This is a genomic window from Mycobacterium sp. NGS29, assembly GCF_059812965.1.
Genome location: NZ_JCALDR010000013.1, coordinates 16,375 through 42,352, shown reverse-complemented (window position 1 = coordinate 42,352; position 25,978 = coordinate 16,375). Strand labels below are relative to the sequence as shown.

At 65.6% G+C, this 25,978-nt stretch carries 27 protein-coding genes, 1 tRNA gene and 2 pseudogenes; 17 read left to right on the top strand and 13 right to left on the bottom strand.

The features are described from left to right. Position 1: 1 nt before the first annotated feature. The 4 genes from thrC to argS all read right to left on the bottom strand — a co-directional run bounded on the left by thrC (position 2) and on the right by argS (position 5,485). Positions 2-1,084, bottom strand: a complete 1,083-nt coding sequence (thrC, locus tag AC5Y5Z_RS17780; RefSeq protein ID WP_499926618.1) for a threonine synthase — start codon at positions 1,082-1,084, stop codon at positions 2-4. Next, positions 1,081-2,415, bottom strand: a complete 1,335-nt coding sequence (locus tag AC5Y5Z_RS17775) for a homoserine dehydrogenase (RefSeq protein WP_463826803.1) — start codon at positions 2,413-2,415, stop codon at positions 1,081-1,083. Before AC5Y5Z_RS17775 ends, thrC begins: the two co-directional genes overlap by 4 nt. A gap of 2 nt (positions 2,416-2,417) precedes the next feature. Beyond that, the gene (gene lysA, locus AC5Y5Z_RS17770) at positions 2,418-3,749 is read right to left on the bottom strand and encodes a diaminopimelate decarboxylase (protein ID WP_499926737.1); all 1,332 of its coding nucleotides are present in this window, start codon (positions 3,747-3,749) and stop codon (positions 2,418-2,420) included. A gap of 83 nt (positions 3,750-3,832) precedes the next feature. Next, positions 3,833-5,485, bottom strand: coding sequence for an arginine--tRNA ligase (gene argS, locus AC5Y5Z_RS17765; protein ID WP_499926616.1), 1,653 nt, complete (start codon positions 5,483-5,485; stop codon positions 3,833-3,835). 123 nt (positions 5,486-5,608) lie between these two features. Here argS and AC5Y5Z_RS17760 point away from each other — a divergent pair. Then, a tRNA-Arg gene (locus AC5Y5Z_RS17760) sits at positions 5,609-5,681 on the top strand. 60 nt (positions 5,682-5,741) lie between these two features. Here AC5Y5Z_RS17760 and AC5Y5Z_RS17755 read toward each other — a convergent pair. Next, entirely contained in the window at positions 5,742-6,047 is a 306-nt protein-coding gene (locus AC5Y5Z_RS17755) for a hypothetical protein (RefSeq protein ID WP_499926614.1), read from the bottom strand. A 243-nt stretch (positions 6,048-6,290) separates the two neighbouring features. Further along, a complete protein-coding gene (locus AC5Y5Z_RS17750) occupies positions 6,291-7,232 on the bottom strand; it encodes an alcohol dehydrogenase catalytic domain-containing protein (protein ID WP_499926612.1) in 942 nt (313 codons plus the stop codon). Positions 7,233-7,490: 258 nt separating this feature from the next. On the opposite strand from AC5Y5Z_RS17750, the gene AC5Y5Z_RS17745 reads away from it, so the two are divergent. The 10 genes from AC5Y5Z_RS17745 to AC5Y5Z_RS17700 all read left to right on the top strand — a co-directional run bounded on the left by AC5Y5Z_RS17745 (position 7,491) and on the right by AC5Y5Z_RS17700 (position 14,765). Further along, the gene (locus AC5Y5Z_RS17745; RefSeq protein ID WP_499926610.1) at positions 7,491-7,937 is read left to right on the top strand and encodes a hypothetical protein; all 447 of its coding nucleotides are present in this window, start codon (positions 7,491-7,493) and stop codon (positions 7,935-7,937) included. Positions 7,938-8,177: 240 nt separating this feature from the next. Further along, on the top strand, positions 8,178-8,684 hold the full coding sequence (locus AC5Y5Z_RS17740; protein ID WP_499926608.1) for a hypothetical protein: 507 nt from the start codon (positions 8,178-8,180) through the stop codon (positions 8,682-8,684). A 123-nt stretch (positions 8,685-8,807) separates the two neighbouring features. After that, positions 8,808-9,536 (top strand): DUF998 domain-containing protein, encoded by a 729-nt coding sequence (locus tag AC5Y5Z_RS17735; protein ID WP_463826643.1) that lies wholly within the window; start codon positions 8,808-8,810, stop codon positions 9,534-9,536. 287 nt (positions 9,537-9,823) lie between these two features. Next, positions 9,824-10,180, top strand: coding sequence for a hypothetical protein (locus AC5Y5Z_RS17730; RefSeq protein WP_499926606.1), 357 nt, complete (start codon positions 9,824-9,826; stop codon positions 10,178-10,180). A 112-nt stretch (positions 10,181-10,292) separates the two neighbouring features. Then, on the top strand, positions 10,293-11,159 hold the full coding sequence (locus AC5Y5Z_RS17725; protein WP_499926604.1) for an alpha/beta fold hydrolase: 867 nt from the start codon (positions 10,293-10,295) through the stop codon (positions 11,157-11,159). Positions 11,160-11,369: 210 nt separating this feature from the next. Continuing rightward, a complete protein-coding gene (locus AC5Y5Z_RS17720; protein ID WP_499926602.1) occupies positions 11,370-11,723 on the top strand; it encodes a hypothetical protein in 354 nt (117 codons plus the stop codon). 122 nt (positions 11,724-11,845) lie between these two features. After that, positions 11,846-12,832: an alpha/beta fold hydrolase gene (locus AC5Y5Z_RS17715; RefSeq protein WP_499926600.1), complete on the top strand. Its 987-nt coding sequence runs from the start codon at positions 11,846-11,848 to the stop codon at positions 12,830-12,832. Between the two features lie 178 nt (positions 12,833-13,010). Further along, positions 13,011-13,694, top strand: a complete 684-nt coding sequence (locus AC5Y5Z_RS17710) for a thioesterase II family protein (protein WP_499926599.1) — start codon at positions 13,011-13,013, stop codon at positions 13,692-13,694. A 33-nt stretch (positions 13,695-13,727) separates the two neighbouring features. Continuing rightward, the gene (locus tag AC5Y5Z_RS17705) at positions 13,728-14,294 is read left to right on the top strand and encodes a M15 family metallopeptidase (protein WP_463826649.1); all 567 of its coding nucleotides are present in this window, start codon (positions 13,728-13,730) and stop codon (positions 14,292-14,294) included. Positions 14,295-14,423: 129 nt separating this feature from the next. Further along, entirely contained in the window at positions 14,424-14,765 is a 342-nt protein-coding gene (locus tag AC5Y5Z_RS17700; RefSeq protein WP_463826650.1) for a DUF732 domain-containing protein, read from the top strand. 56 nt (positions 14,766-14,821) lie between these two features. Here the strand turns inward: AC5Y5Z_RS17700 and AC5Y5Z_RS17695 are convergent, their stop codons facing one another. After that, the gene (locus AC5Y5Z_RS17695) at positions 14,822-15,289 is read right to left on the bottom strand and encodes an Rv2253 family sensor-like surface protein (protein ID WP_499926596.1); all 468 of its coding nucleotides are present in this window, start codon (positions 15,287-15,289) and stop codon (positions 14,822-14,824) included. Positions 15,290-15,384: 95 nt separating this feature from the next. Then, on the bottom strand, positions 15,385-15,918 hold the full coding sequence (locus AC5Y5Z_RS17690) for an NUDIX domain-containing protein (RefSeq protein ID WP_499926594.1): 534 nt from the start codon (positions 15,916-15,918) through the stop codon (positions 15,385-15,387). A gap of 19 nt (positions 15,919-15,937) precedes the next feature. Here AC5Y5Z_RS17690 and AC5Y5Z_RS17685 point away from each other — a divergent pair. Further along, positions 15,938-16,469: pseudogene (locus AC5Y5Z_RS17685) on the top strand (potassium channel family protein); the annotation flags it as partial. Here the strand turns inward: AC5Y5Z_RS17685 and AC5Y5Z_RS17680 are convergent. Further along, positions 16,411-17,289 (bottom strand): LLM class flavin-dependent oxidoreductase, encoded by an 879-nt coding sequence (locus AC5Y5Z_RS17680; RefSeq protein WP_499926735.1) that lies wholly within the window; start codon positions 17,287-17,289, stop codon positions 16,411-16,413. The pseudogene AC5Y5Z_RS17685 and the gene AC5Y5Z_RS17680 sit on opposite strands and share 59 nt — an antisense overlap. A gap of 38 nt (positions 17,290-17,327) precedes the next feature. On the opposite strand from AC5Y5Z_RS17680, the gene AC5Y5Z_RS17675 reads away from it, so the two are divergent. Further along, the gene (locus AC5Y5Z_RS17675; protein ID WP_499926592.1) at positions 17,328-17,741 is read left to right on the top strand and encodes a VOC family protein; all 414 of its coding nucleotides are present in this window, start codon (positions 17,328-17,330) and stop codon (positions 17,739-17,741) included. 23 nt (positions 17,742-17,764) lie between these two features. Then, entirely contained in the window at positions 17,765-18,154 is a 390-nt protein-coding gene (locus AC5Y5Z_RS17670; protein ID WP_499926590.1) for a VOC family protein, read from the top strand. Here the strand turns inward: AC5Y5Z_RS17670 and AC5Y5Z_RS17665 are convergent. The 4 genes and pseudogenes from AC5Y5Z_RS17665 to AC5Y5Z_RS17650 form a co-directional block, all read right to left on the bottom strand. Further along, positions 18,151-18,627, bottom strand: a complete 477-nt coding sequence (locus AC5Y5Z_RS17665; RefSeq protein WP_463826654.1) for an Rrf2 family transcriptional regulator — start codon at positions 18,625-18,627, stop codon at positions 18,151-18,153. The genes AC5Y5Z_RS17670 and AC5Y5Z_RS17665 overlap by 4 nt on opposite strands. A 38-nt stretch (positions 18,628-18,665) precedes the next feature. Beyond that, positions 18,666-20,519 (bottom strand): adenylyl-sulfate kinase, encoded by a 1,854-nt coding sequence (gene cysC, locus AC5Y5Z_RS17660; protein WP_499926587.1) that lies wholly within the window; start codon positions 20,517-20,519, stop codon positions 18,666-18,668. After that, a pseudogene (cysD, locus tag AC5Y5Z_RS17655) lies at positions 20,519-21,504 on the bottom strand (sulfate adenylyltransferase subunit CysD). The gene cysC and the pseudogene cysD overlap by 1 nt, the downstream one beginning before the upstream one ends. Positions 21,505-21,610: 106 nt before the next feature. Next, complete coding sequence (locus AC5Y5Z_RS17650) at positions 21,611-22,102, bottom strand: beta-class carbonic anhydrase (RefSeq protein WP_463826656.1); 492 nt, start codon at positions 22,100-22,102, stop codon at positions 21,611-21,613. 167 nt (positions 22,103-22,269) lie between these two features. On the opposite strand from AC5Y5Z_RS17650, the gene AC5Y5Z_RS17645 reads away from it, so the two are divergent. From AC5Y5Z_RS17645 to AC5Y5Z_RS17635, 3 genes are read left to right on the top strand one after another with little or no spacing between them, the layout of a single operon-like run. Further along, a complete protein-coding gene (locus AC5Y5Z_RS17645) occupies positions 22,270-23,247 on the top strand; it encodes an ABC transporter permease (protein WP_463826657.1) in 978 nt (325 codons plus the stop codon). 11 nt (positions 23,248-23,258) lie between these two features. Beyond that, positions 23,259-24,140: an ABC transporter permease gene (locus AC5Y5Z_RS17640; RefSeq protein WP_463826807.1), complete on the top strand. Its 882-nt coding sequence runs from the start codon at positions 23,259-23,261 to the stop codon at positions 24,138-24,140. After that, positions 24,137-25,969, top strand: coding sequence for a dipeptide ABC transporter ATP-binding protein (locus tag AC5Y5Z_RS17635; RefSeq protein WP_499926584.1), 1,833 nt, complete (start codon positions 24,137-24,139; stop codon positions 25,967-25,969). The genes AC5Y5Z_RS17640 and AC5Y5Z_RS17635 overlap by 4 nt, the downstream gene beginning before the upstream one ends. The last annotated feature ends 9 nt before the right edge of the window (positions 25,970-25,978 follow it).

Genomic DNA, 25,978 nt, shown 5'->3' with positions numbered 1-25,978 from the left:
CTTAACCGAGGCCTAGTTGTTCGACCACCAGCACCGGATCGACCGGCAGCGCAGCGACTTCCGGCATACCTTTGAGTGCGGTGTCGGGATCCTTGAGACCGTTACCGGTCACCGTGCACACCACCGTCGAGCCGCGCTGCACGAAGCCGTCCTCGACGGATTTGAGCAGACCGGCGATGCTGGCCGCCGACGCCGGTTCGACGAAGACCCCTTCCAGGCTGGCCACCAACCGGTATGCGGCCAGGATCTCGTCGTCGGTGGCCGCCAGGAACCGGCCGTTGGACTGCTGCTGGGCCTCGACGGCGGCCGTCCAGGAGGCGGGTGCGCCGATACGGATCGCGGTGGCGATGGTCTCCGGATTCTTCACCGGTTCGCCGTGCACCAGCGGCGCGGCGCCGGCGGCCTGGGTGCCCAGCATCCGGGGCAGCTTGTCGATCAGCCCGTCGCGGTAATATTCGCTGTAACCCTTCCAGTACGCGGTGATATTGCCGGCATTGCCGACGGGGAGCGCGTGCACGTCCGGGGCGAAGCCGAGGGCGTCGACGATTTCGAACGCCGCCGTCTTCTGGCCTTCGATGCGGACCGGGTTGACCGAATTGACCAGCGAGATCGTCGGGAAGTCGGCGGTCATCTTGCGGGCCAGTTCCAGGCAGTCGTCGAAGTTGCCGTCGATCTGGATGATCTTGGCGCCGTGCATAACCGCCTGGGCCAGCTTGCCCATCGCGATCTTGCCCTGCGGAATCAACACCGCGCAGGTGATGCCGGCCCGGGCGGCGTACGCCGCGGCCGAGGCCGAGGTGTTTCCGGTCGATGCGCACAACACCGCCTGCTGCCCGCGGGCCAGAGCGTCGGTGACGGCCATCGTCATGCCCCGGTCCTTGAAGGAACCGGTGGGGTTGAGTCCCTCTACCTTCAGATGAATTGTGCAACCGGTCTTTTCGGACAGCCGCGGCGCGGGGATCAGCGGCGTGCCACCCTCGAACAGGGTGACCGGGGTCCAGTCGTCACCCACCGGCAGCCGGTCCCGATATGCCGCGATCAGACCCAGCCAGGGCTGGTGCACGGCTGTCTTCGGGGCACTCATAGATCGGTTCCTTCCAGTCGCAGCACGCTCGCCACACCCAACACCACGTCCAGGTCGGCAAGAGCGTCAACGGTTTCCGCCAGAGCGGCGTCGGTTGCCTGGTGTGTCACCACCACGATGCGGGCGCCGACCCGTTGGCCGCCTTCGCCGGTCACACCTTCCTGCCGGACCTCGGCGATGCTCACCTCGCGTTTCGCGAATTCCGCTGCCACCGCTGACAACACGCCCGGCTTGTCCGCGACGTTCATGCTCACGTAGTAGCGGGTCTCGATGAAACCCATCGGCGCGACCGGGAGTTGCGCATACTTGGACTCGCGCGGACCGCGACTGCCGAGCACCCGGTTCCGCGCAGCCATCACCAGGTCACCGGTGACCGCCGACGCGGTCGGGGCACCGCCGGCGCCCTGCCCGTAGAACATCAGCCGACCGGCCGCCTTTGCCTCCACGACTACCGCGTTGAAGGCGCCGTTGACCGAAGCGAGCGGATGCGACAGCGGCACCAACGCCGGATACACCCGGGCCGAAACGCGTTGTTGACCTTCGTCGGTGGTGATGCGCTCGCAGATGGACAGCAGTTTGATGGTGCAGCCCAAGGATTTCGCGGACTCGAAGTCGGCCGGAGTGATCTTGGTGATGCCCTCGCGGTACACATCGTCGCCGGTCACCCGGGTGTGGAAAGCGATGGATGCCAGGATCGCGGCTTTGGCGGCGGCGTCGTAACCCTCGACGTCGGCGGTCGGGTCGGCCTCGGCGTAGCCGAGCGCACTGGCATCGGCCAGCGCCTGTTCGTAATCGGCTCCGGTGCTGCCCATCTCGGAAAGGATGTAGTTGGTGGTGCCGTTGACGATGCCGGCGACCCGCAACACGGTGTCCCCCGCCAATGACTGGGTGAGCGGGCGGATCACCGGGATTGCGCCGGCTACCGCGGCCTCGAAATAGAGGTCGACGACGGCGTTTTCGGCCGCCTTGGCCAACTCGCCGGTGTAGGTGGAGAGCAGGGCCTTATTAGCGGTGACCACGGACTTGCCGTGCTCGATTGCGGCCAGGATCGCCTTGCGGGCCGGTTCGACCGGTCCCATCACCTCGACCACGATGTCCACGTCGTCGCGCGAAACGAGTTCCTCGATGTCGTCGGTCAGCAGTTCGATCGGCACCCCGCGGTCCGCCGCCACCCGCCGCACCCCGACGCCGCGCAGCACCAACGGTGCGCCGATGCGACCCGCCAGATCCTCGGCGCTCTCCTCGATGATGCGCACGACCTCGCTGCCGACCACACCCAACCCGAGTACCGCTACGCCGACGGCCTTTTCGTCCTTGACGTTATCGGGCACGGTCACCTCACCTCCAGACTCAACAGATCGTCGACCGTTTCGCGGCGCAGGATCAACCGGGACTGTCCCTCGCGCACGGCTACCACGGCGGGACGGCCCACCATGTTGTAACGGCTCGACAGTGAATAGCAGTAGGCGCCGGTCGCGGCCACCGCGACCAGATCGCCGGGCCGGATGTCATCGGGCACCCAGGTATCACGCACGATGATATCGCCGCTCTCGCAATGCTTTCCGACGAGGCGGGCCTGCGCGGCGGGGGCGTCGGACAGGCGCGAAACCAACCGTACGTCGTACTGCGCGTCGTAGAGCGCGGTGCGGATGTTGTCGCTCATACCGCCGTCGACGCTGACGTAGCGTCGGTTCGCAGTCGAGCTGACATCGACATCCTTGACGGTGCCCACCTCATACAGCGTGATCGTGCCCGGCCCGGCGATGGCACGGCCGGGTTCGACCACCAGCCTGGGTGTGGGCAACCCGACGGCAGCCGACTCGTTGCCCACGATCACGCTCAGCTTGGCCGCCAGATCGGCGATCGGCGGTGGATCGTCGGACGGCTGGTACGAAATGCCAAGGCCGCCACCGAGGTCGATGGTGGACACCTGCGAGGTCTTGTCGACCCCGAATTCGGCGACGATTTCCCGCAGCAGGCCGATCACCCGGTGTGCGGCGATCTCGAAGCCCGCGACGTCGAAGATCTGCGACCCGATGTGGCTGTGCAAACCGACCATTCGCAGGTGGTCGGTGGCGAAGACCCGCCGGACCGCGGCCATCGCCGCACCACTGGCCACCGACAGCCCGAACTTCTGGTCTTCGTGTGCGGTGGAGATGAATTCGTGGGTGTGCGCCTCCACACCGACGGTGAGACGCACCAGCACGTCCTGCACGATGCCCGCCTCGCCGGCGATGGCGTCGAGTCGCTCGATCTCGGTCATCGAATCCAACACGATGTGGCCGACACCGGATTTCACCGCGGTAGTCAGTTCGGCCACCGATTTGTTGTTGCCGTGCAAGGTGATTCGCTCGGGCGGGAAGTTGGCGTGCAGGGCTACGGCCAGTTCTCCGCCCGTGCACACGTCCAGACACAGGCCCTCTTCGCCGATCCAGCGGGCGATCTCGCTGCACAGGAACGCTTTGGCGGCGTAGTGCACGTTGGCTCCGCCGCCGAAGGCCGCGGCGGTCTCGCGGCAGCGCGATCGGAAGTCGTCCTCGTCGACGACGAACAGCGGCGTGCCGTACTGCTCAGCCAGGTCGGTGACCGTCACCCCGGCTATCGCGGCCACCCCGCTCTCATCACGAGAGGTACTGCGCGGCCACACGTTCGGCGCCAACCGCAATAGTTCTTCGGCAGACTGCGGACGGGGCGGGCTGCCGGCTTGCCGGGCGTCCTCGGCGTGCCGGGGTCCGGCGGGATGAACGTTCACATTCTCTCCGGGGCGCTGACTCCGAGGATGGCCAATCCGTTGGCGATGACCTGGCGAGCGGCCTGGCACAGCGCGAGCCGGGCCGTGTTCAGGTCGGTTGGTTGTTCGTCACCCTGCGGCAGGATCCGGCAGGCGTCGTAGAAGCGGTGGTAGTCACCGGCGAGGTCTTCGAGGTAGCGGCACACACGGTGCGGTTCCCGCAGGGAGGCTGCAGTTTTCAGCACCCGCGGGAATTCGCCGATGGTGCGCAGCAGGGTGCCCTCTTTGTCGTGGCTGAGCAGCTCGAGATGCCCGGTGTCGGCGATCAGGCCGAGCTCGGCGGCATTCCGCGCCAGCGCCGAAAGCCGAGCGTGCGCGTATTGCACGTAATAGACCGGGTTTTCGTTGGACGCGGATGACCACAATGCCAGGTCGATGTCGATGGGAGTGTCCACCGACGAACGGATCAGACTGTAACGCGCGGCGTCGACCCCCAGGGCCTCGACCAGGTCGTCCAAGGTGATCACGGTGCCCGCCCGCTTGCTCATCTTCACCGGCTGGCCGTCGCGAACCAGGTTGACCATCTGCCCGATCAGCACCTCGACGGTGGCCGGGTCCTCACCGAACGCCGCGGCGGCGGCCTTGAGCCGGGCGATGTAACCGTGGTGGTCGGCACCGAGCATGTAGATGCACAGGTCGAAGCCACGCTCCCGCTTGTCCAGGTAATAGGCCAGGTCACCGGCCACGTAGGCGGGCTTGCCGTCACTCTTGATCACAACGCGGTCTTTATCGTCGCCAAAGGCACTGCTGCGCAACCACGTTGCGCCGTCCTTCTCGTAGATGCTGCCGGTGTCGCGCAGTTTCTCGACGGCCTCGTCGACGCGGCCGCTGGTGTGCATCGAGTCTTCATGGGTGTAGACGTCGAAGTCGGTGCCGAATTCGTGCAGCGACTCTTTGATGTGGGCGAACATCAGGTCCACCCCGATCTCGCGGAACGTCTCGCGCCGCTGCGCCTCGGGCAGGCTGAGGGCATCCGGTTGTTTCTGCAGCACCTGGGCGGCGATATCGACGATGTAGGTGCCCGCGTAGCCGTCCGCGGGAGTGGGCTGCCCGGTGGCGGCAGCCACCAGGGAGTCGGCGAAGCGGTCGATCTGCGCGCCGTGGTCGTTGAAGTAGTACTCGCGGACCACCTCGGCGCCCTGGGTGGCGAGCAACCGACCCAACGCATCACCGACGGCTGCCCAGCGGGTGCCACCGATGTGGATGGGACCGGTGGGGTTGGCCGAGACGAACTCCAGGTTGATCTTCTGCCCGGTGAGCACGTCGGAGTGCCCGAACCCGGCCCCGGCGTCGATCACGTCGTTGATGATCTTGGCCTGCGCAGAAGTCTCCAGGCGCATGTTGATGAAGCCGGGACCGGCCACCTCGGCGGCGGCGATGCCGTCGGCCCGGACCAGTGCGTCCGCAAGCCATCCGGCCAGCTCACGCGGATTGGCGCCGACTTTCTTGCCCAGCTGCAGCGCCAGGTTGGAAGCGTAGTCGCCGTGCTCTGGGTTACGCGGTCGTTCCACGGTGACCGTCTGCGGCAACACCGACACGTCGAGATCATGCTCGGCCAGCACCGCGGTGGCGGTGATTCTGAGCAGCTCAGCGAGGTCGGCGGGGGTCACGAGCGTCCATCCTATTGGCTCGGGCGCGTTCGCCTCGAATCCATTACCGGTGGTCGGGCGGTCACCGGGATGCGCTAGTCTGGCGGGGCTTGTTTATGCCCTATGGCGCACATGGTGTTATGCGCCCCCGTAGCTCAGGGGATAGAGCGTCTGCCTCCGGAGCAGAAGGCCGCAGGTTCGAATCCTGCCGGGGGCACCCTCTGACCAGCATCGTCACCGATGGGCGAATGCCCACCGTGGGGCGCCGGCAAGGCGACTACAAGCACCAGGGGTAACACCGGTTACTCGGCGGAGGGTTCTCGCCGTCCCACACCCACGGCCCGGGTGGTCCGGGAATGCTGCTCGGCACATTGCCCTTGCCGTAGTCGACGAAGTAAAACGTGTGACAGATGTTCATGTCCCACACCATGTCTCGCCCGGGTCCCGGCGGGAACGACATGCTCTCTCCCGGGCACCAGTGATATGGGCCCTGGTTGTCGGCGCGGGCACTCTGCGCGCTCGGACCGATGGCACTCGAAACCAAAGCCGCCGTTGCCAACGCTGCGATGAATAGTTTCTTCATGGTGGTCCCTTCCGCGTGATCCGGACGCCACTGGGTCCGTCGGAAGCCCAGTACACATCCAGGGGCCCGCTACCGATCCCAACTATCGCGATAGTCAGTCCCGCGGCCCATCAAGCACGGAAAACCACTGGTCGGGCGAAATCGATTGCCTTTCAGCATATTCCGGACGGCACCGGCATCCCAGCCACCCAGCTGTGGTACCACCGGGCGCCCGGGTGGCCGACCCGAACACCGCCCGAGCGGTCAGGGCATCTCGGCAACCACTCGACCGACCACGTTGCCGAGTCTGAGTCGCTCGATGGCCTCGGGAATGTCGTCGAAGGTGATCGTTTCGGTGTGGATTTCAAGCTCCCCGGCGGCCATGTGCGCGAGAACCGCTTCGAGAGCCCCGGTATGACCGCCTCGTGCTCCCCGCAGGGTCACCTCTTTGATCACCAGTTCCGAGGTCGGAATCGTTGCTTCGTTCCGTCCGAGACCCACTTGGATCACGCGCCCCTGCACCCGAACCGCGCCGATTGCGCCGGCCGTGGTGGACCCGAATCCGGCGAAATCCACGATCGCATCGAGTTGCAGAGAGGCCAATTCGCGGACGTCCTCAGCGACATCGAGGACGCCCTGCCGTTTGGCGAGTTCCCACACCTCGCGTTTGGGTTCGGCCGCATACACCTGCGCTCCGGCCAACACGGCGATCCGCGCACCGGTCAGACCCAGCCCGCCCAACCCGACGATGCCGACCTTCTCACCGGCGCGCACCGCGCCGACACCCAGCACCGCGCCGTACGCGGTCTGGCCCGCATCGGTGGCGGTAGCCGCCTGGGTGAACTCGATCCGGTCGGGCAGTCTGATCAATGCCTCCGCCGAGGTGAGGCATTTGTCGGCGAAGCCCCCGTCGCTTGACCAACCCGGCGCGCCGGCCTTGCCCAACTCGACCACTACGCGGTCCCCGACATGAAAGTCCGCGACACCGGGACCCACCGCCCCCACCACTCCGGCCACCTCATGGCCCAAAATGATCGGCAACCTGGGCAGCAGCGGGGTCAACGTTCCGTCCAGAAATCCCACATCGCTATGACAGAGGCCCGCGGCACGGACCTCGACGACGACCTGCCCGGGTCCCGGTACCGGGTCGTCGCAGTCCACCAGCTGCAGGGGCTCGTTGGCGGCGACTAGTTGCCAAGCTCTCATCGCATTCTCCCGATTCGACGCCGCCAACTATGCCCGAGTCGGACCCCCGTGCGAAGCACCAACCATCGCCTATCCGCGATCTATCCGGGCGTCGTGAACACTGCCGACACACCTGACACCGCTACCCTGTCGCGCAGCAGCCAGGGTCGGCCGCGTTGCCTAGGAGTCCGGTATGAGTTGCCGAAACACACTATGGCAGCAATGTTTTCGGTTCTAGTGTTCTTGGTGTCCGGGGGGACCCGCGAGCTAAGGCACACCATGAAAATCACAGCAGTCAGCGCGGCGATCGTTATTTTCTCTGGCCTCGGAATCTGTGCGGCTACACCGGCCTGGGCGGAGGACCCGACCACGAACGGGACATTTCTCTATCACGACGAAGACGGCGACACCGGCAGGTGGACCATCACGACCAACTGCGCGCCAGATTGCGTCGCCCACGTGACAACGGCAACCGGACGAGAGTTCGATGCCGCACTGATCGACGGCCGCTACACCAGCACCCGCACCATCGCCGACGCCGTGACCTGTCCGGGATTCACCGCCGGGGACTACGGTCGATGGATCCCCGCGAGCACGCATCCGATCACCGTCACCCAATGGTGGGATCCGCAAACACTGGTCGGTGAGGTGGACTTCTACGACCACTCCGGTCCGTGCGGGCTTGCCGACCACCATGACCGATTTACCCTCACCAGAATCCGGTAACACTGCGCTGCGGTCAGCGGGTACGACAGGCCGCGCTCTCGTCAGATTGGGTACTCAATACCACTGTCCCGCAATGTAATTCACGACCTTGCGGAGCGCCCATCTCGCCGGCCAGAGATCGACGCCGTCCACCTGATCGGCAAGCGAGCAGGACTTGAGGGGCTCGGGCAGGCTGCTGGTAGCGTGACCCGAAGGCGCAATGCGACGCTTGTCGGTGAAAGCCTCGCCAGGAGGACCACGATGAAGACATCGGCCGCGACTCACGTGTTGCAAGTGGGCGTTCTGGCCACTGTCCTCGGCCTCACGTTCACCACCGGCGGTTCCGGAACTGCCGGCGCCGACCCCGCCAACACCAGCCCGTTCGACATCGTGAACAACACCAACGTCGAACTCGTGTTCTGGGACTACAGCAGTACAGCGAAATACCCGGCGTCAGGCCCCAATCACAACGATCACGCCAAGCCCGGACAGAAGTTCCACTTCACCCTGCTCCAGATGGAGGGCAGCCGGTCGGACAAGCGGAGCAAGGGCCGCACCACGATCGTGGCCAACTTCCACTACGACACCAACGGCGTTGACAGCCCGGCCGGCACAGCGACCATGGACATCGCGTTCGACGCGGGCGGCAACGATGTGTGGACAAGCTCGGTGAACTGCTGGGCGAGTCGGGACCGATCCTGCGGTCCGCGGCCGCCGCAACCGGGCAACCAGTTGTTCCCGGGGAATGTCGTCACCTTCACCGGCTGACCATCGCGGGCGCTTGCATCAGCGAGCACGTCGGCCGACGCCGGCCTCTGTGACACCTCACCGGATGCACCATTCGCGGCATAGTTGCAGCGGGCGAACCTATCAGCACGGCATGATGGCGATATGGCCTTGCGGCAACGCGACGACGACGTCGCGGGACAGCGCCCTTCGCGGCGCGCGGTGCTGCGGTGGGTCGCGGCGGCCGGGGCCGTCGCCGGAGCCATGCTCTACTCCAACTGGGTGCTGGAGACTGTTTTCACCCGCACGCTGCCCGACCCCGATCTCTACATCAGTGAACTGGCGGCCGCTGACCAGCCCTACGGCGAATGGTTCCGGGCCGGCGATCTGTGCGCCGCAGCCGCACTCGTCGTGGCAGCCACCGCTGCCCTGCTGAGCCGGCCCGGCAGCCGCTGGAGCATCAAGGGGTGGTTGGCGGTGGTGGTTTTCTCCGCGGCCACGGTGCTGGATAACACCATCTGGACGCTGGTGTGCGCCCCGAGTTCCAACCCCACCTGCGCCGCTCGCGAAGCCTCAGGAACGGTGCCCATCGGCCACCAACTGCATTGGCTGAGTAGTGGCGTGGTGCTCGCCGCGGCGATTGGCTCGCTTCTGGCCTTCGCCATCGCCGACGTGCGCGAGGGTGCTGCACCGAAGGTCCGTCGCTTGGGACTGTTCATGCTGGGGGCGCTCACCGGGACAGCACTTCTGACGGGTCTGGCGATGCTCCTGGACAACGCCGACCACGTAGGCGTCATCGGCATTGCCCAGCGCGCCGAGCTGACGGCTTTCGCCGGCTGGTTGATCTACGTCGCTCTGCGCACCGCTCGCAGCCGACCCGAACGCGCAGAGTAACTGCACACAACCGGACGCGCCGGCCATTTTCGCGCTGGATGAGTTGAAATCGGCACGGCCGGGAGTCACGCCGTGGCGACCGCCCGACATTTTCCCCTGAAGATTCCTGAACAGGTGCCTTGGGCAGCGTTTTTGCTGATACACTTCGGCGATATTGTCCGATGGCAATTAATTCCAGGTAGGTAGGTGGCGACTTGAGGCTCGACTTGCGGCTTGCCGCACTTGCGTTAACATTCGCCGCTTGCTGTAGCACCGGTACACCGCTCGCCCGGGCCGAAGGACCCGCGATGGATGGCACCTACCGCTACCTGGATGAAGACGGTGACGTCGGCACCTGGTCGATCAGGACCACGTGCACCCCGCAGTGCGTCGCTCACGTGACAACAGAGCCGGGCCATGGCTTCAACGCTCCACTGGTCAACGGCCGGCACACAGTGACCCGGATGATTCCGGACGGCGTGACATGCCCCTCCTACTACCTAGGAGACAACGGCTCCCTCTGGGACGGCGGCACGCATCCGGTCACCGTTCATCAATGGTGGGACCCGCGCACGATGTCCGGAGAGGCGCATTTCCTGGAGAGCGCGGCTCCGTGCAACCTTCCCGACCTGCACGACACGTTCACCCTCACCCGTATCGGATAACGATCATCGGTGCCGACCGGCGGACACGGCATGATGTCCTGGTGGGCCTCACCCCGGCCGGATGGAGTACGCCACCGCAGCCCGCCGGCAGCTGCAGCGTCGGATCCGGCCCGTGACCGACCACGTCGTCGAGGTCGGCGGCCGTCAGCTCCGGGTACGCGTGGATGGCAACACCGGCCCGGTCGTGGTGCTGTGCAGCGGCCTGGGGGGCCGGGCACTGCATTGGCGTGACACGGTCACGAACCTGGCCGAGGACCACACCGTCGTGCGGTTCGACCGGCCGGGCATAACGGCGGAAACCATACCGGCGCCCGATGCCCGTCAGATGCTCCGATCAGAGGCCGACCGGATCGGGGCTGCGCTCGAGGTGGTGGGGCGATCGGATCCGGTTGTGGTGGTGGGGCACTCGATCGGCGGCTTCTACGCCGAAGCGTTTGCGCGCCTGTATCCGGAGCGCACCCGCGCGCTGCTACTGCTCGATTCCAGCATCGCTCACCGTCGGCGGCTGACGTTACCGCTGCGGACCAAGCTTGCCGTCGTCGATGGGGCCGTCGCGACGCTCGCCAGGCTGCACCTGCGGGTTCCGCTGGCCCGTGCCGGCCTGATGCTGGTGCAGCGCCGTCGTCCTGACGGACTCGATGCCCCGATGATGTCCGAAATATGCCGCGCCGCATCGACAAACGACATTGAGATCGCGCTGCTCAGCGAATATGCCGCCTACCACGAGATCGCGGAGGCGCTGTGCGACCTACGCGCCAGTCACCCGCTGACGGACGTGCGTTGCACGGTGGCCACTGCCCACACCGGCTGGTACACCCGGCGCTGGCGCGCCCAACAGGTCAAGCTCGCCGAAAACCTTGGTGCAGAACATATTACGCTCGCTCCGGCCAGACACCTGGTGATGATCGACCAGCCGCGTCGCACCGCCAACCTGATCCGCGCGGTCGCACGCTCAGATTCGCCGTCCGCGAATCGATGAAGCTTTGTTTGAGTCGGCAATGAATCCGCTGCGCACGACTTCCCGCCCGCAAATCGGTTGATAGCGTTGCGTTTACGCTCAGCGAGCGCAGTCAACGATGACTAAGGGCAGACACAGATGAAGATCGACTCATTACGTGCAATGCTTGCGATCTCGTGCGGTTTGGGACTTTTTGCCGCAGCACCGACAGCCCGCGCCGAGAATCTGGTGATGACAGATGGTCACTACGCCTACACCGACGAAGACGGGGTGGTAGCGACGTGGAGTATCACGACCACCTGCACACCGGGGTGCGTCGCCCACGTGTCGACGGGACCCGGTGAAGGCTTTGATGCACCGCTGGTCAACGGCCGGTACGCGGTGACACGCGTAGTTCCGGAGGGCGCGTTCTGTCCCCCCTACATCGTTGGCGAAACCATATTCGGCAGCACGCAGCATCCCGTTCACGTGTACCAGTGGTGGGACCCGGCAACGCTGGCCGGCGAAGTGGACTTCCTGGAAACTGCGGCGCCGTGCGGTCTGCATGACCTGCGTGACTCGTTCACCCTCACCAGGATCAACTGAGCAGGGCCGGCCCCCGGACCGTCCTGACAAGAAATCTCCAAGAACTCGCCAAGATCCCCCCGGCACGCTTCTCTGCAATACCCCGCTTACGGCGGAGGAGACGCACACCAGGGAGGGACACCATGTCGAACCGCACCCGCCGCCACCTGCGGCCCGTCCGCGACATCACCGAGCCGAAGCTGCAGTTCCGCACCATCCACGGCCACCGTCGCGCCTACCGGATCGCCGGTTCCGGACCGGTCATCGTGCTGCTGCACGGCGTCGGCGACAACTCCACGACCTGGAGCCCGGTACATGCCAAGCTCGCGCAGCGGTTCACCGTCATCGCCCCTGACATGTTGGGCCACGGCGAATCGGACAAGCCCAACGCCGACTACTCGCTGCCCGCATTCGCCAACGGCCTGCGTGACCTGCTCACCGCACTCGACATCGACCGCGTCACCCTCGTCGGGCATTCCCTGGGCGGCGGCGTCGCGGCGCAGTTCACCTACCAGTACCCGGAGTTCGTGGAGCGCGTCGTGCTGGTCAGCGCCGGCGGCGTAACCAAAGACGTCAGCATCGCGCTGCGGTTCGCGGCCATGCCGATGGGCGCCGAGGCGCTCTCGATGCTGCAACTTCCCGGTGCGCTCTCCGCAGTGGAACTCGTCGGCCGCACCGTCCAAAACGTCGTCGGCTCAACGCGTTTCACCCGCGACGTGTCCAGTCTGCCGCGTCTGGCCCGCGGCTTGAGCAAGCCCGGCGCCGTGGCCGCGTTCGCCCGCACGCTGCGTGCCGTGGTCGACACCCGCGGCCAGTACGTCACGATGCTGGACCGCACGTACCTGATGCAGGACCTTCCATTGCAGATCATCTGGGGCGTGGACGACATGATCATCCCGGTGAGCCACGCTCGGCTGGCGCACCAGCAGATCCCCGGCTCACGCCTGGAGATCTTCAAGGAGTCCGGCCACATGCCGCACGACGACCACCCGGACCGCTTCGTGCGGGTCGTCGAACAGTTCATCGACTCCACCGAGCCGTTCGCCTACCAGCCAGAACTCATGCAGAAGGCATTGCAGACCGGTGTCCGTCAGTACGCCGACTACGAGGCGGAAGAAGACCTCGCCTGACCTCAGGCGGCCGCCGGTCTGATGCACCACCCTGCGCAGGCAGCGCAGCTCGAGGCGCGGCGCCCGCCCACCAACGAATATCCGCCAAGAATCCATCAAGGATCCGACAAGCCCCCTGCGGGACCGTGGTCACTACAGGGGGCCTGGAAAAGGGCCTATACGAAAGGCGACAGAGATCATGCGGTTGTTCTGCTTTCATCACGCCGGCGGTGGCGCACTGGTTTTCAACGCCTGGGTCAAGGCGCTGCGGCCCGCTGTCGAGGTGATTCCCGTCGAGATTCCCAACCGCGAACGCTTCGCCACCATGCGCGACCTCGTCGACGCGGTGATCGAGCAACTCGGCCCGCTGCTCGACGAGCCGCACATGTCCTTCGGCCACAGCTTCGGCGCCATGCTCGCCTACCGGTTGGCCTGCGTGCGGGCCGCCGCCGGCGAGGAGCAGCCCCGGGCGATCTTCCTGTCCGCCTACGCCCCGCCGAACCGTCAGCTGCCGCTGCACGTCGTGGACCAGCTCGACAACAAGCAGCTCGCTGAATTCCTCGCCGAGATGGGGTTGATGCCCTCGGGTCTGACGCGCTGGCCGTCCCTGCACGAGCAGGCCCTGACCATCACCCGGCACGACCTGAAGCTGCTCAAGACGGCGGACCAGGACGGCGACGCACCCGAACTGTCCTGCCCGATCCACGTCTTCGGCGGCAGCGAGGACCCGATCGTCAAGGAAAACGACCTGCAGGAGTGGCGGTCGCGCACCAAGGCCGACTTCTCGGTGCAGATGCTGCGCGGCGGCCACTTCTACCTGCGCAACCGCCAGCCGTTGTTCGATTCGCTGCGTCCGCTGATGTCGACAGCCGCAGCCGCCTGAGCGGTTACCGCAGGCGTCGATCAGACTGGATCGATGCTGTCACTCACTCGATCCCTGGTAGCTGCTGTTGCGTTGACGCTGACCGGTGTGGCCGTCGGCGCACCGGCCGCGGCCGCCCCGGGTGGCTCCGACGAGCCGACCCCGGCCGGTCCGGTGTCCGGGGACACCGCCGGCGGCTGGATCCCGGACGGCCAGCGCCTGAGCCCCTTCGATCTGTCCGACCCCGCGGTCAACCGCCTCGACCCGGCGCTGCTCAACGCACTCGAGCGCGCCACCCGGGCTGCCGCTACCGACGGAGTCACCGTTGGCCTGACGTCGGGATGGCGCTCACCGGCGTTTCAGCAGCGCCTGTTCGACGACGCCGTCGTCACCTACGGCAGCGCCGCCGCCGCCAGTCAGTACGTTGCTTCGCCCCAGGTCTCCAAGCACGTGATCGGCAAAGCCGTCGATGTCGGTCCCGCGGCCGCCGACAGCTGGCTCATTCGCAACGGCGCCGCGTACGGCCTCTGTCAGATCTACGCCAACGAGATCTGGCACTTCGAACTGGCGTCCGACTACGGCGGTGCGTGTCCGCCGTTGCGGCCCAACGCCGCTGGGTGATTGCGAGCTCGTACAGCTGAGATGGCGGTCTCCGATCTGCCAAGAATCTATTGAGAATCCATCAAGACCGCGTGCTGAGGATGGGGTTAACGCAATCCCGCGTCCACCACCACCAGCACGGAGTCACCCATGTTCACTCGCCGCTTCACTGCGTCCCTTGCCGGCACCACCCTGACCGCCGGCGCGCTCGGGCTGGCTGCACTCGGCTTCGCAGGCACCGCCGGCGCCACCGCGGTCGACGACGCGTTCATCGCCCAGATCGAGGCTGACGGAATTCAGCCGCCGAGCGCCTCGCGCGCCATCAGCGAAGCACACACCGTGTGCAACGAACTCAACGCCGGAACCTCGACCAAGCAGGTCATCGCCAATGTTGCGCAACGAACCGGCCTGAGCAACAAAGGTGCGAACACGTTCGCCGTGGACGCCGCGAAGGCCTACTGCCCGCAGTACGTCAAGACCACCACCACGTAGATATCGAAGCCACAGTGCGGGGTCCCGTTGCGGGTCCCCGCATTTGCTTGCGGCGCTCAAGGTTTCACCCGGAACGCCGCTACCGGCATCTCCACGCTGCCCTGGCACGGACCGCTGGTGATGTCGGTGTGCCACACGCCACGCAGCGACCCGTCGGATTGCGGGGTGTAGTACGCCCACGACGTGGCCGGCGCCCACACCTTTGAAACCCCTTCTCCCATATAGCAATCCCACTGGAAGTCGAAGCGTTCCACCCACCTGGATCCATCCCAGGTGTAGTGCGAGGGCACTGAGATGGTCGGGTTGTTCGGGGTGGGACCGTTGTTCGCCGTTGCGACGCAGGTAACAGACGAACAGGCCGTGGCGAAGTCGTAGTCGGCACTGAAGGTACGCTCGGCCTGCCCGGCGGCCACGCTGGTGCCGGATTTCTCGGCGGCGTAGCGCACCAGGGAGTACTTGCCCGTCCACGACGGCGTTGCGGCCGACGTCGCCGGGGCGGCCACCAGCGCCACGGCGGCAAGCATTGCCCATACAGTTCCCGCACGCATCGTGTCGATGATGGCGTACGGAGGACGCAGCCGGGTATCGCGACGGACACGAAGTTTCGTCGACAGGCTCATCAGCCCCGCAGCAGAAACAGTCCATAGGCGGCGATCGACTGGGCGTCGACGATCACTCCCCCACGGATCATGTCCTCGACGTCCTGCCGAGCGAACCAGGCGCTGTGCATGTCCTGTTCTTCATGCTCGCGATCGGCCAGTCCCTCCGAGATCCCGGTCGCGAGAAAAACCCACCCGCGCTGGCTACTCATGCCCGGCGCGACATCGAGCTGACCCAGGGGCTCGAAAGCAGATGCCGCCAAACCGGTTTCCTCACGCAACTCACGCGCGGCCAGGGTGGCCGGTTCGAGGTCGGCCAGATCCGGAGCGGTGCCCTGCGGGAATTCCCAGCGCCGCGCCCCGACCGGATACCGGTACTGCTCTACCAAGCGGAAACGCGTTCCGTCATAGGGCATTACGAGGGCATACGTCGGTTTGTCCACGACAGCGTAGATGCCGGGACTGCCGTCGGACCGGCGGATGTCGTCTTCGCGTAACACCATCCACTGATTGCGGTATATCTCACGGGACGCGACGGACTCTATGTCTGGCACCCGCTCAGTATCGCCGCGCTGGGTCGATGCGCTGTACTTCAGCACCGAGACCGTCGCGACCGTGGGCTACGGGGACTTCAGCTTCATGAACCAGCCCACCTGGTTACGGCTGTTCAGCATTCTGCTGATGTTCGCCGGAGTGATCACCACCGCGGTGCTGGTCGCCTTCCTCGCCGAGCTGATGATCACCCGTCGCCTGCTGAGCTCCGCCGGGCCGCGCAAGGTCCGGTACCTGCGCAACCATGTCATCGTCGTCGGCCTCGGCTCGTTCGGTATTCGGGTGGCGCGAACTGTCCACCCAGACCCGCGTCATCGCCATCGCCGGGCCGAGCGGACGAGTGAAGTTGCATCCGCGTCGCGACGCCCGATTGCAGGGCGGCGACACCGTCTACCTGGTGGCCCCCTACCGGGAGCTGCTGGCGACCTTGCGCAAGGGACAGGTCCTCGAGCCCGATCCCGGGTCCGTTCACAGAGGCGGCCGCAGGCTGACACTCACAGCGCTGCGGCGACGTCGGCCGCGCGGCGGAGTTGCTCGATGTCCGAGCTGGTAGGGATCAGATGCACTTCGTCGGTACCGACATCGGCGAACTTGCGCAGTACCGCGATCAACTCGTCCTCGGTTCCCGCCCAGCCGGTCGTCGGCGCCATAGCGTCGACGAATTCGGCGGGAATCCAGTTCATGTACCGCCGCAGGTGACTATGCACCTGCGCGCGGGCCTGATCGGGTTCGCCGAACGCGAACCAGAACGAGGTCGCCAGCTGCGGTGCGGGTTTGCCGGCCTCGGCCCAGGAGGTGCGCGCGACGTCGAACAGCTCGTTCTGCCGGGTGACGTCGAGGTCCAACGTGGTCCCGGCCAGCCCGTCGGCCCAGGCTGCAGCGCTGCGGATGGTCTTGGGCCCGATGGTGCCGACCAGCAGCCGCGGGCCGCCGACCTGCACCGGCAACGGCCCGACCGGACGCTTGGAGTCGGTGGTCTTCTCCCCGGCCCACACCCGCTTCATCACCGCGACCCGATCGGCCATGCCGCGCATCGTCTGCGTCGCGGTATCCGCGCCGACCGCATGGTAATCCTCGTGCCGGCCGCCGACCCCGAGCCCGACCGTCAGGCGGCCGCCGCTGAGCAGGTCACCCGTTGCCAGCGCCTTGGCCAGCATGACCGGGTCGTGCAGCTGCGGCACGATCACGGTAGTCACCAGCCGCACCCGCTCGGTCCACGCCGACAGGGCTCCGAGCAGGGTCAGGCTGTCCGGGTTGTCGAACGCGATGCGCTCGCCCCAGCACAGCGAGGAGAACGGCCCCTGGTCGATCGCCTGCGCCCAGCGGGTGAGCACGCCCGCGTCGAGGTCGGGTTCCATCACCGGCATGGTCATCCCTATCTGCACTCCACGATTCTGGCAGCATGGGGTGGATGGCCTTCGCGAGCACGTCGATTGCGCATGTCCGGCTCACCGTCACCGACATCGAGCGGTCCCGGCAGTTCTACGAGAGCGTGTTCGGCTGGGCAGTGCTGATCGAGCTCCCCGAGAACGCCGACGTGGCGACCCGGCGCCGACTGGGGTTCCTGTTCGGCGGCGTCATCTATGACATGGGCGGTGCATTGCTGGGGTTGCGGCCGGTAGGCGACGACCCGTTCGACGAGAACCGCACCGGCTTGGACCACGTGGCGTTCCGGGTCGGCAGTAAAGCCGAAATCGATGCGGCTGCTGAGCATTTGGATGAGCTGGACATCGCCCACGAGCCCGTTAAGGATATCGGGCCGTCCTACATTCTGGAGTTCCGCGACCCGGACAACATCGCGCTGGAACTCACCGCGCCGAAATAGGGTTCAGCGAGGCAGGAGTAGCTATGGCCATCAGTTTCAACCACACCATCGTCGCCGCCCGCGACAAGCGGAAGTCCGCGGAGTTTCTGACCGACTTGTTCGGCCTACCCGGTCCGTCGCCGTTTGGACCATTTATGGTCGTCACGCTTGAACATGGTGCATCGCTTGACTTCGCCGACGTGGCTGAGAACGACGACATCCGGTCGCAGCATTACGCATTCCTGGTTTCCGAAGAAGAGTTCGACATGATCTACGGCAAGATCACGTCGCGCGGTCTGGCGCACTGGGCGGATCCCGGCGCGCGACGACCCGGTGAGATCAACACTCGCGACGGCGGCCGCGGGGTCTATTTCAACGACCCGGCCGGGCACTCGCTGGAAATCCTCACCCGCCCTTACGGATCGGGCGGCTAACGCGCCGGGCCGTGCCGGTGGCTTTCCTGGTCGCGATAGTCATTGGCCATCTGGGCGACATGCTCGGGCAGCGCTCCGGCGGCGACGTCGGCCAGCGTCGTCTCCTCCAGCACCGAGCGCATGCTGGCCCGCAATGCGCGCCACACATCGGTGAGGGCGACGGTCGGGCCGGAGTAGGGCAGGTCGCCGAGCCCGATGTCGCGGACACTGGCCAGCGGTCCGTCGATGCAGCGCAACACATCGGCGATGCTGATCTCGGTGCCCGGACGGGCGAGTTCGTAGCCGCCGTCGCGACCCCGCTGGCTACGCACCAGGCGGTCGGTGCGCAGGTTGGTGAGGATGTCGACCAGAAACTGCGACGGGATGCCCTGGGCCTGGGCCAGATCGTCGGTCTTGACCAGGGTGCCGGGGGCAACCGTGGCGAGTTGGACCATCGCCCGCACGGCGTACTCCGCTTTGGCCGACATCCGCATGCTTGCCGATTGTGCCATCCGCCGCGGCGACGGGCTTTCTAGGCGCGCAGCTCGAGCAGGTCGATCACGCTCTGCGCCTGTTCTTCGAGGCTGCGATCGGCGTCGAGCCGTAGGTCGGGATTCTTCGGTCGCTGATACGGACTGTCGATGCCGGTGAAGTGCGTGATCTCCCCGGCCCGGGCCTTGGCGTACAACCCCTTGGGATCGCGTCGCTCGCATTCCTGTAGCGGCGTATCGCAGAAGACCTCGAAGAACTCAAATCCCGCGTCGACGTGTACCTTTCGCGCCATCTCCCGGTGTTCGGCCAGCGGACTGATGGCCGGTACCAGCACGATCTGGCCGGAATCGGCCAGCAGCGTCGCCACATGCGCCAGGCGGCGCAGGTTTTCGGCCCGGTCGGCCATGCTGAAACCCAGATCGGCGTTCAGTCCGTGGCGCAGGTTGTCGCCGTCGAGAACGTAAGCGGGAACACCCTTTTCGAGCAGCTTCTGCTCCACCAGCATCGCCACCGAAGATTTGCCGGCGCCGGACAGCCCGGTGAGCCACACCGTGCGGCCCTGGATCGCGCGGTCCGCGGCGGTGACCAGTGACTTGTGCCGCACCGTGTTCGGGCTGGCCTTCTGCGCCGCCACATCCCGCAACACCATGCCGGCCGCTACGGTCCCGTTCGTATCGGGATCGATCAGGATGAAGGAACCCGTGCTGGCGTTGCGGGAGTATTCGTCGAGCAACAGCGGCACCTGGGTCCGCAGGGTGACGCGGCCGAGTTCGTTGAGTTTCAACGCTGTTGCCGTCTTGTCGCGGTGCAGCGTGTTGACGTCGAGCCGGTAGTCCAGCGCGGTGACCCGGGCGCGCGTGGTCCGGGTGGTGTGCTTGATGACGTAATCTCGGCCCGGTTCGAGTGCCGACCCGTCGGCCATCCAACACACGGTGGCGTCGAACTGCTGGGTGATCCTGGGTTGGTTGTTGGTGCGGGCAATCAGGTCCCCGCGGGAGATGTCGATGTCGTCGGCCAGGCTCACCGCGACAGCCATCGGCGGAAAGGCTTCTGCAACAGGACCATTGGGTCCGTCGATAGCGGTGACCCTGGTGGTCTTGCCGATGGGCAGCACCACCACTTCGTCACCGGGGCGCATCACCCCGCTGGCCACCGTGCCCGCGTAACTGCGGTGGTCCTGATGCTCGTGAGTGTGCGGACGAATCACGTACTGCACCGGGAACCGCACGTCGACCAGGTTGCGGTCGCCGGCGATGAACACCTCTTCCAGGTGGGACAGCAGCGCCGGTCCCTCGTACCAGGGGGTCTTCTCCGATTTGGTCACCACGTTGTCCCCGTGCAGCGCCGACATCGGTATGGTGGCGACGTCCTGCACGTCCAGGCGTGCAGCGAACGCATGGAACTCGTCGCGGATCGCCTCGAATTTCTCTTGGTCCCAACCGATCAGGTCCATCTTGTTCACGGCGAGCACGATGTGCTGAATGCCCAGCAGGGATGCCAGGAAGGCATGCCGGCGGGACTGCTCCAGCAGACCGTGGCGCGCATCGACGAGCACGATCACCAGGTGCGCCGTTGACGCACCCGTCACCATATTGCGGGTGTACTGGATGTGACCCGGGGTGTCGGCGATGATGAATTTGCGCTTGGGCGTAGCGAAATAGCGGTAAGCGACGTCGATGGTAATGCCCTGCTCGCGTTCGGCGCGTAGGCCGTCAGTGACCAGCGCAAGGTCGGTGTACTCGTGGCCGCGGTCCTTGGAGGTCTGCTCGACGGCCACCCACTGGTCCTCCATGACGGCCTTGGAGTCATAGAGCAGGCGACCGATCAGAGTGGACTTGCCGTCATCGACGGAACCGGCGGTAGCCAGCCGTAGCAATGTAGAAGATCCAGCCATCAGAAGTACCCCTGCCGTTTGCGGTCTTCCATGCCCGCCTCCGAGATCCGGTCGTCGGCCCGGGTCGCGCCGCGCTCGGTGAGTCGCGACACCGCAGTTTCGGCGATCACTTCCGACACCGTGCGCGCCTGGGACTCCACGCAGCCGGTACAGGTGACATCGCCGACGGTGCGAAACCGTACCGAGGCCTCGAACACCTTTTCCTCGGCCCGCGGCTGCAGGTGCCGATGCACCGCCAGCAGCATGCCGTCGCGTTGAAAAACCTTGCGCCGATGGGCGAAATAGATCGACGGCAACTTGATCCGCTCGGCTCCGATGTAGGACCAGATGTCGAACTCGGTCCAGTTGGACAACGGGAACACCCGGATGTGCTCACCCTTGTGGTGGCGGCCGTTGTAGAGGTTCCACAGCTCAGGTCGTTGGCCTTTGGGGTCCCACTGGCCGAATTCGTCGCGGAAGCTGAACACCCGTTCCTTAGCGCGTGCCTTCTCCTCGTCGCGCCGGGCGCCGCCGAACGCGGCGTCGAATCGGTTCTCCCGGATGGCGCGCAACAGCGTCACCGTCTGCAGCGGATTCCGGGACGGGATGGTCTCGACCACGCGGCCGGCATCGATGTCGTCCTGGACCGAGGCCACTACCAGACGCACCCCGTGTTCGGCGACCAGCTCATCACGGGTGGCAAGCACCTCGTCGAAATTGTGGCCGGTATCGACATGCATGACCGGGAACGGCAACCGCCCGGGCCGAAATGCCTTCAGCGCCAGGTGCAGCATGACGATCGAGTCTTTGCCTCCGGAGAACAGCAGCACGGGACGCTCGAATTCGGCGGCGACTTCACGGATGATGTGGATCGCCTCGGCCTCGAGCGAACGCAGGTGGCTCAGTTCGTACTGGCCGGCAGTGGGCCCGGCAACCAGATCGGTCGTCATAGATGTTTCCCGGTTAAGTTGGTTGGATTGACCATATTTAAGGTATTAATTGACATGAAAGCAGTCGGAATTCATCGTGTCAACGGGTCGACCGGCACAAACAGCCGCACCGGCCCCCATTTCGGTAAGAAGTAGGGGCCGGTGCGGCTGTTAACTCGGCAGCTACAGGGTGACTTCTTCGAGCTTTCCGGTCGCCACGTCGAAGACGAACCCGCGCAGCGAGTTGTGCTTGGTGACGAACGGACTGTTCTCGATGCGGCGCAGCGATTGCCGCACATCCTCGGCCAGATCCCCGAAGGCCTCCGCCGCCCACGGCGGCTTCACCCCGGTTTCCTCCTGGATACTGCGCTTGAACTCGTCGTCGGTAAAGGTGAGCATCCCGCAGTCGGTGTGGTGGATCAGGATGATTTCCCGGGTGCCCAGCAGGCGCTGGCTGATCGCCAACGACCGGATGGCATCGTCGGTGGCCACCCCGCCGGCGTTCCGGATGACGTGCGACTCCCCCTCTTTGAGGCCGAGCACGCGGTACACATCCAGCCGCGCATCCATGCACGCCAACACGGCGACGTGTTTGCTCGGCGGTAGCGGCAGCGGACCTTTGAAGTCGCTTGCATAGTTGGCGTTGTTGGCCAGGTAGTCGTCGGTTACCGTCACGCACGTCTCCTCGAGTTTGCTACGCGGATCGCTGCCGGGCTGGATCCTAACAATCGAGCCGCGGGAACACACCCCTGCGGATCATCGGGATCGCAAAGATCGAACGCCCCACCGGCGTTTCCCCGTCCTGCTCGCTACCCTGTCCCAATGCGGCACGGTGGTCGGGCATGACGCGGTTCCTGTTGCGTCGGTTGCTGAACTACATCGTGCTACTGGCGCTGGCGTCCTTCCTGACGTACTGCCTGGCCGCGGTGGTGTTCTCTCCGTTGGAGAGCCTGATGCAACGCAGCCCCCGGCCACCGCAGTCCGTCATCGATGCCAAGGCCCACGATCTGGGCCTGGACCGGCCCATCCCGATTCGCTATGCGAACTGGGTTTCGCACGCGGTGCAGGGCGATTTCGGGAAGACGATCACCGGCCAGCCGGTGGGCACCGAACTCGGGCGGCGGGTCGGCGTCACCCTGCGGTTGGTGGTGATCGGTTCGGTGGTGGGCACGCTGCTCGGCGTGACACTGGGGGCGTGGGGCGCGATCCGTCAGTACCGACTCAGCGACCGGGTCGTCACGGTGTTCGCCTTCCTCGTCATGAGCACGCCGTCGTTCGTCATCTCCTACCTCCTGATCATTGCGGCACTGCGGGTCAACTGGGCACTGGGATATCAGCTGTTCGACTACACCGGGGAGACCGCGCCGGGCATTGAGGGCGGGACCTGGGCCGCGGTCGGCGACCGGCTCAAACACCTGGTGCTGCCGACCTTCACCCTGGCGCTGATGGCAGCCGCGGGGTACAGCCGCTTTCAGCGCAACGCGATGCTCGACGTCCTGGGCCAGGACTTCATTCGCACGGCCCGAGCCAAGGGACTGACCCGTAGGCGCGCACTCGTCAAGCACGGCCTGCGCACGGCGCTGATACCGATGGCGACTCTGTTCGCGTACAGCGTGGCCGGGCTGGTCGGCGGGGCGGTTTTCGTCGAGAAGATCTTCGGTTGGCATGGCATGGGCGAATGGGTGCTCAGGGGGATCTCTACCCAGGACATCAACATCGTGGTCGCAATCACGTTGTTCTCCGGCACCGTGGTGTTGCTCGCGGGTCTGCTCTCCGACATTTTCTACGCTGCGCTGGACCCTAGGGTGCGGGTGTCGTGACGGCTGTCGAGATGGAGGCAGCCGAATTCACCTCGCGTCGCACCCTGGTGCTGCGACGGTTTCTGCGTAACCGATCCGCAGTGGCGGCGCTGGTGATCTTGGTGTTGCTGTTCGTCGGGTGCTTCGCGCTGCCCCCGTTGCTGCCGTATTCGTATCAGGACCTGGATTTCGATGCACTGATGCAACCGCCGAATTCGCGACACTGGCTGGGCACCAACGGGTTGGGGCAGGACCTGCTCGCGCAGACCTTGCGTGGCATGCAGAAGTCGATGCTGATCGGTGCCTGCGTGGCAGTGATCTCCACCGGGATCGCTGCGACCGTCGGCTCGATCGCCGGATATTTCGGCGGCCTGCGAGATCGCGCCCTGATGTGGGTGGTCGATCTGATGCTGGTCGTGCCCTCCATCCTGCTGATCGCTATCGCCTCGATGAAAACCAGGAACTCGGCCAACATCGCGTCGCTGATCGTGCTGTTGGCGCTGTTCGGCTGGATGGTCAGCTCCCGCATCGTGCGCGGTCTGACCAAGGGCTTGCGTGAGCTCGAATTCATCCGGGCCGCACGCTATATGGGCGTATCCAGTCGTCGCATCATCACCCGGCATGTGTTGCCCAATGTGGCGTCCATTCTGATCATCGACGCCACCATCAACGTGGGGTCGGCCATCATGGCCGAAACGGGATTGAGCTTTCTCGGCTTCGGGGTTCAGCCTCCGGATGTGTCGCTGGGCACGCTGATCGCCGACGGCACCCAGTCCGCGACCACGTTCCCGTGGGTGTTCCTGTTTCCGGCCGGGGCGCTGGTGCTGATTGTGTTGTGCACCAATCTGACTGGCGACGGGCTACGCGATGCGTTCGATCCCGGCGCCAAGACCTTGCGGCGTGGCGCCGCATGAGTCCGCTGCTGGAAGTGACCGACCTGGCAGTCTCCTTCCCCACCGACGGCGCACCGGTGACCGCGGTGCGAGGCATCAGTTATCGCGTCGACCCCGGTGAAGTGGTCGCGATGGTCGGCGAATCGGGCTCGGGCAAGTCCGCGGCGGCAATGGCGGTGATCGGCCTGCTTCCCGAGTATGCGACGGTAGGTGGATCGGTTCGACTGCACGGCACCGAACTGCTCGGACTCGACGACGCCGCGATGTCGCAGTTCCGCGGGAAGTCGATCGGCACGGTGTTCCAGGACCCGATGTCCGCGCTGACTCCGGTCTATACCGTCGGTACCCAGATCGCGGAGGCGATCCGGGTGCACCACCCGGACATCGGCAAGAAGGCCGCCCGGGTGCGCGCGGTGGAACTACTTGACCTGGTTGGGATTTCACAGCCCGAACAACGTGCCCGCGCCTTCCCGCACGAGCTCTCCGGCGGTGAACGACAACGCGTGGTCATCGCCATCGCGATCGCCAACGATCCCGACCTGCTGATCTGCGACGAGCCCACCACGGCGCTCGATGTGACCGTGCAGGCGCAGATCCTCGACGTGCTGAAGAAAGCCCGCGACGTCACCGGCGCCGGGGTGCTGATCATCACCCATGACCTCGGCGTGGTCGCCGAGTTCGCCGACCGGGCACTGGTGATGTACGCGGGTCGGGTCGCCGAAACAGCACCCGTGGCCGATCTGTACCGCGACCGCCAAATGCCGTACACGATAGGCCTGTTGGGTTCAGTGCCGCGCTTGGACGCCGCTCAGGGCACCCGCCTGGTCCCGATTCCCGGGGCACCCCCGTCGTTGATCGGGCTGGATCCGGGGTGCCCGTTCGCGCCGCGCTGTCCCCTCGCCATCGACGAATGCCTTGCGGCGGAACCGGAATTGATCGAAGTCGGCCCCGATCACCGCGCGGCCTGCATTCGCACCCACGAGGTCGTCGGACGTAGCGCCGCCGAGATCTACGGCGTCGAGACGGCTCGGAGCTCAGGGGTTTCCGACGATTCAACTGTCGTGGTGCGGGTGCGTGACCTGGTCAAAACCTACCCCCTGACCAAGGGCGTGCTGCTGCGCCGCACCGTCGGCGAGGTCCGAGCGGTCGACGGTGTGAGCTTCGATCTGCCGCAGGGTCAGACACTGGGTATCGTCGGCGAATCCGGTTCGGGCAAGTCCACCACCTTGCACCAGATTCTGGAACTCGTTGCCCCACAGTCCGGTTCGATCGAAGTCTTCGGTTCGGACGTCGCCACCCTGAGTCCCGCCGGGCGACGGGAGCTGCGACGCGATATCCAGGTGGTCTTCCAGGATCCGGTGGCATCGCTGGATCCGCGACTGCCGGTCTCCGATTTGCTGGCAGAACCATTGCAGGCCAACGGGTTCGACCAGCGCGACACCAACGCCAAAGTGGCCGAATTGCTGGATCTGGTGGGACTGCGCCGAGCCGATGCCAGCCGCTATCCGGCTGAATTCTCCGGCGGGCAGAAACAGCGCATCGGCATCGCGCGGGCATTGGCGTTGCGGCCCAAGGTCCTTGCCCTCGACGAACCGGTCTCGGCACTCGACGTCTCGATCCAGGCTGGAATCCTCAACCTGCTGCTGGACCTCCAGGATCAGTTTGGAATGTCGTATTTGTTTGTCTCCCACGACCTTTCGGTGATCAAGCATCTTGCGCACCAGGTGGTCGTGATGTATCGCGGTGCGGTGGTCGAGCAGGGTGACAGCCGGGACGTATTCGGCGATCCGCAACACGAATACACGCGACGTCTGCTCGCCGCGGTACCGCAACCGGGAGCCGGACAGTGATTGGACGCA

Coding starts and splice junctions, on each gene's coding strand:
- AC5Y5Z_RS17640 (WP_463826807.1), top strand. CDS start 23,259: ATGGAGGCAGCCGAATTCACCTCGCGTCGCACCCTGGTGCTGCGACGG.
- AC5Y5Z_RS17675 (WP_499926592.1), top strand. CDS start 17,328: ATGGCCTTCGCGAGCACGTCGATTGCGCATGTCCGGCTCACCGTCACC.
- AC5Y5Z_RS17665 (WP_463826654.1), bottom strand. CDS start 18,627: ATGCGGATGTCGGCCAAAGCGGAGTACGCCGTGCGGGCGATGGTCCAA.
- AC5Y5Z_RS17705 (WP_463826649.1), top strand. CDS start 13,728: ATGCTGTCACTCACTCGATCCCTGGTAGCTGCTGTTGCGTTGACGCTG.
- AC5Y5Z_RS17710 (WP_499926599.1), top strand. CDS start 13,011: ATGCGGTTGTTCTGCTTTCATCACGCCGGCGGTGGCGCACTGGTTTTC.
- AC5Y5Z_RS17735 (WP_463826643.1), top strand. CDS start 8,808: ATGGCCTTGCGGCAACGCGACGACGACGTCGCGGGACAGCGCCCTTCG.
- AC5Y5Z_RS17715 (WP_499926600.1), top strand. CDS start 11,846: ATGTCGAACCGCACCCGCCGCCACCTGCGGCCCGTCCGCGACATCACC.
- AC5Y5Z_RS17635 (WP_499926584.1), top strand. CDS start 24,137: ATGAGTCCGCTGCTGGAAGTGACCGACCTGGCAGTCTCCTTCCCCACC.
- AC5Y5Z_RS17645 (WP_463826657.1), top strand. CDS start 22,270: ATGACGCGGTTCCTGTTGCGTCGGTTGCTGAACTACATCGTGCTACTG.
- cysC (WP_499926587.1), bottom strand. CDS start 20,519: ATGGCTGGATCTTCTACATTGCTACGGCTGGCTACCGCCGGTTCCGTC.
- thrC (WP_499926618.1), bottom strand. CDS start 1,084: ATGAGTGCCCCGAAGACAGCCGTGCACCAGCCCTGGCTGGGTCTGATC.
- AC5Y5Z_RS17695 (WP_499926596.1), bottom strand. CDS start 15,289: ATGCTTGCCGCCGTGGCGCTGGTGGCCGCCCCGGCGACGTCGGCCGCA.
- AC5Y5Z_RS17670 (WP_499926590.1), top strand. CDS start 17,765: ATGGCCATCAGTTTCAACCACACCATCGTCGCCGCCCGCGACAAGCGG.
- AC5Y5Z_RS17755 (WP_499926614.1), bottom strand. CDS start 6,047: ATGAAGAAACTATTCATCGCAGCGTTGGCAACGGCGGCTTTGGTTTCG.
- AC5Y5Z_RS17740 (WP_499926608.1), top strand. CDS start 8,178: ATGAAGACATCGGCCGCGACTCACGTGTTGCAAGTGGGCGTTCTGGCC.
- AC5Y5Z_RS17700 (WP_463826650.1), top strand. CDS start 14,424: ATGTTCACTCGCCGCTTCACTGCGTCCCTTGCCGGCACCACCCTGACC.
- AC5Y5Z_RS17750 (WP_499926612.1), bottom strand. CDS start 7,232: ATGAGAGCTTGGCAACTAGTCGCCGCCAACGAGCCCCTGCAGCTGGTG.
- AC5Y5Z_RS17745 (WP_499926610.1), top strand. CDS start 7,491: ATGAAAATCACAGCAGTCAGCGCGGCGATCGTTATTTTCTCTGGCCTC.
- AC5Y5Z_RS17680 (WP_499926735.1), bottom strand. CDS start 17,289: ATGACCATGCCGGTGATGGAACCCGACCTCGACGCGGGCGTGCTCACC.
- AC5Y5Z_RS17730 (WP_499926606.1), top strand. CDS start 9,824: ATGGATGGCACCTACCGCTACCTGGATGAAGACGGTGACGTCGGCACC.
- AC5Y5Z_RS17720 (WP_499926602.1), top strand. CDS start 11,370: ATGACAGATGGTCACTACGCCTACACCGACGAAGACGGGGTGGTAGCG.